Below are 1846 nucleotides of genomic sequence, written 5' to 3'. Positions count from 1 at the left end.
TGAGAATGACAAGCCCATTTGGCCCCACTGTGATGCTTTGATTTGGCCCCACCCCCGGTTTGGGTGACGTCTGCTCGGCGTGGTCGTCGAGCAGGGGGTCAGGTGGGGTTGTTCTCCTTCCTCGTCGCGGTGCTGCTGGTCAGCCGGTAGGATGTGGTGCCGGTCTGGATGATGTGGGCGTTGAAGGTCAGCCGGTCGACGACGGCGGCCGCCAGGCGGGGGTCGGGGAAGGTGTTGCCCCACTCGCTGAAGGGGGCGTTGGACGCGCAGGCGATGGAGGCTCTCTCTTCGCGGGCGGTGATGATCTGGAACAGCAGCTCGGCGCCGCGCGGATCCAGGCCGACGTAGCCGACTTCATCCAGGCACAGCAGGTCCAGGCGGGCGTATCGGGCCACGACTCGAGAGAGTTGCTTCTCGTCGGCGGCCTCGACGAGCTCGTTGACCAGTGCGGCGGTGGTCACGTACCGCACCCGGCGTCCTTGCTCGGCTGCGGCGGTGCCCAGGGCGATGAGCAGGTGGGTCTTGCCGGTGCCGGAGTCCCCGAGCAGCACCAGCGGCTGACCGGCGTCGATCCAGGACCCGCCGGCCAGGTGCGCCAACGTCGCGGCCGGCAGGTCGGGCAGCCGGGCGGTGTCGAAGTCGGCCAGGCGCTTGGTGCGGGGGAACTTCGCCTCGTTGACCCGACGCAGCCGCCGGCGGGCGTCGCGTTCGTCGCACTCGGCGGTGAGCATCTCGGCCAAGAACGCCTTGTGCGTCAGTCGCTGCTTCGCGGCGGCCTCGGCCATCGGGATCGCTTGGTCGCGGATCGTGGGTAGCTGCAGCGTCTTGGCCGCGGCGTGCACAGCAGCCTCGGCGGCCGGGTCCGACATCGCCGTCAGCGCCGGCCCCGCCCCGGTGGCGGCGGACGTCTTGCGGGTGGTGGTGGTACTCATGCGGTGGCCTCCTGCAGGTAGGTGCGCGAGCCCGTCAGCAGCTGGTCGTAGCCGGTCAGCGACGGGGCGGATCGTTCGATGCCCGCGGCCGGGGCCGCTGTGGCCGGCAAGGGCACGGGTGCCGGCGCGGGCGGCCGGGCCTCGGCGAGGCGGGCTTGGACGGCGACCACGTCGGGATCGAAGGAGCCGATCGCCAGGGCAGCGTGCATGCCGGCCTCGACCTGACGAGGGTCCATTGTGCGGTGCAGCAGCAGCACTCCGACCAGCGCGCGGGTTCCGGCCCCGTCGCCCAGGCGGGCGCGGGCGGCGTCCCAGAACCGTTGATGGGTGCCGGTGAAGGCCCCGGATGAGCGGGCGGCGACCAGTGCGGTCGCCCCGGCCAGCGCGCCGGGCTTACGCGTCAGGGTCTCCAGATAGTGGTCCAGGACCAGGTCCTCGCTGCCCTTGTGCAGCGAGCGGGTGTGCTCCGCGACGAGCCTGCCGTGGCTGCTGGGGTCGAGCACCCGTACGGTCGTGGCGCCCAGGCGCACCTCCAGGCGCCGCCCGGCGTAGCGGGCCGGCACGCTGTAGTAGGACTGGCGCACGCACACCCGCGCCTTGGCATCGACCCGGCAGGACAGGGTCGCTGCGACGTCGAAGCCCTCGCCCGGCAACGGGTGCAGCAGCGCCAGCTCCCGTGCAGCGTCCTGGCCGACGGTCTCGGCGCGGGCCCCGATCCGGCGCTCGTCATCGCGGGCATCCGCGGCCGCAAGGGCCTCGTTCAGTGCCGCGAGGGAGCCCACGTGCGGCACCGGGGTCAGGTGCCGGCGGCGAAAACGCCCGATCTCTCCTTCGACGCCGCCTTTCTCGTGCGCTCCGTCCTTGCCGGGAATGCAGTAGAAGGAGTCGTAACCGTAGTGCGACCGCAACGCGAC

2 protein-coding genes are annotated in these 1846 nt (G+C 71.7%); both read right to left on the bottom strand.

Annotated features, from left to right (window positions below; translation table 11 throughout):
- Nucleotides 1–98: 98 nt before the first annotated feature.
- A complete protein-coding gene (istB, locus tag K313_RS0119385; protein ID WP_029213019.1) occupies nucleotides 99–932 on the bottom strand; it encodes an IS21-like element helper ATPase IstB in 834 nt (277 codons plus the stop codon).
- On the bottom strand, nucleotides 929–1846 hold a 918-nt coding region (locus tag K313_RS24055), incomplete at its 5' end, for a Mu transposase domain-containing protein (RefSeq protein WP_029213018.1). The genes K313_RS24055 and istB, both read right to left, overlap by 4 nt.

The organism is Arsenicicoccus bolidensis DSM 15745 (assembly GCF_000426385.1).
In the GTDB taxonomy this organism is placed as follows: domain Bacteria; phylum Actinomycetota; class Actinomycetes; order Actinomycetales; family Dermatophilaceae; genus Arsenicicoccus; species Arsenicicoccus bolidensis.
The sequence above is the reverse complement of the archived record's forward strand: the minus strand, read 5'-3'. Positions and strand labels throughout refer to the sequence as shown.

Bases quoted from the DNA above. Each gene is read 5' to 3' on its own strand.
- istB (WP_029213019.1), bottom strand. From the start codon at position 932: ATGAGTACCACCACCACCCGCAAGACGTCCGCCGCCACCGGGGCGGGG.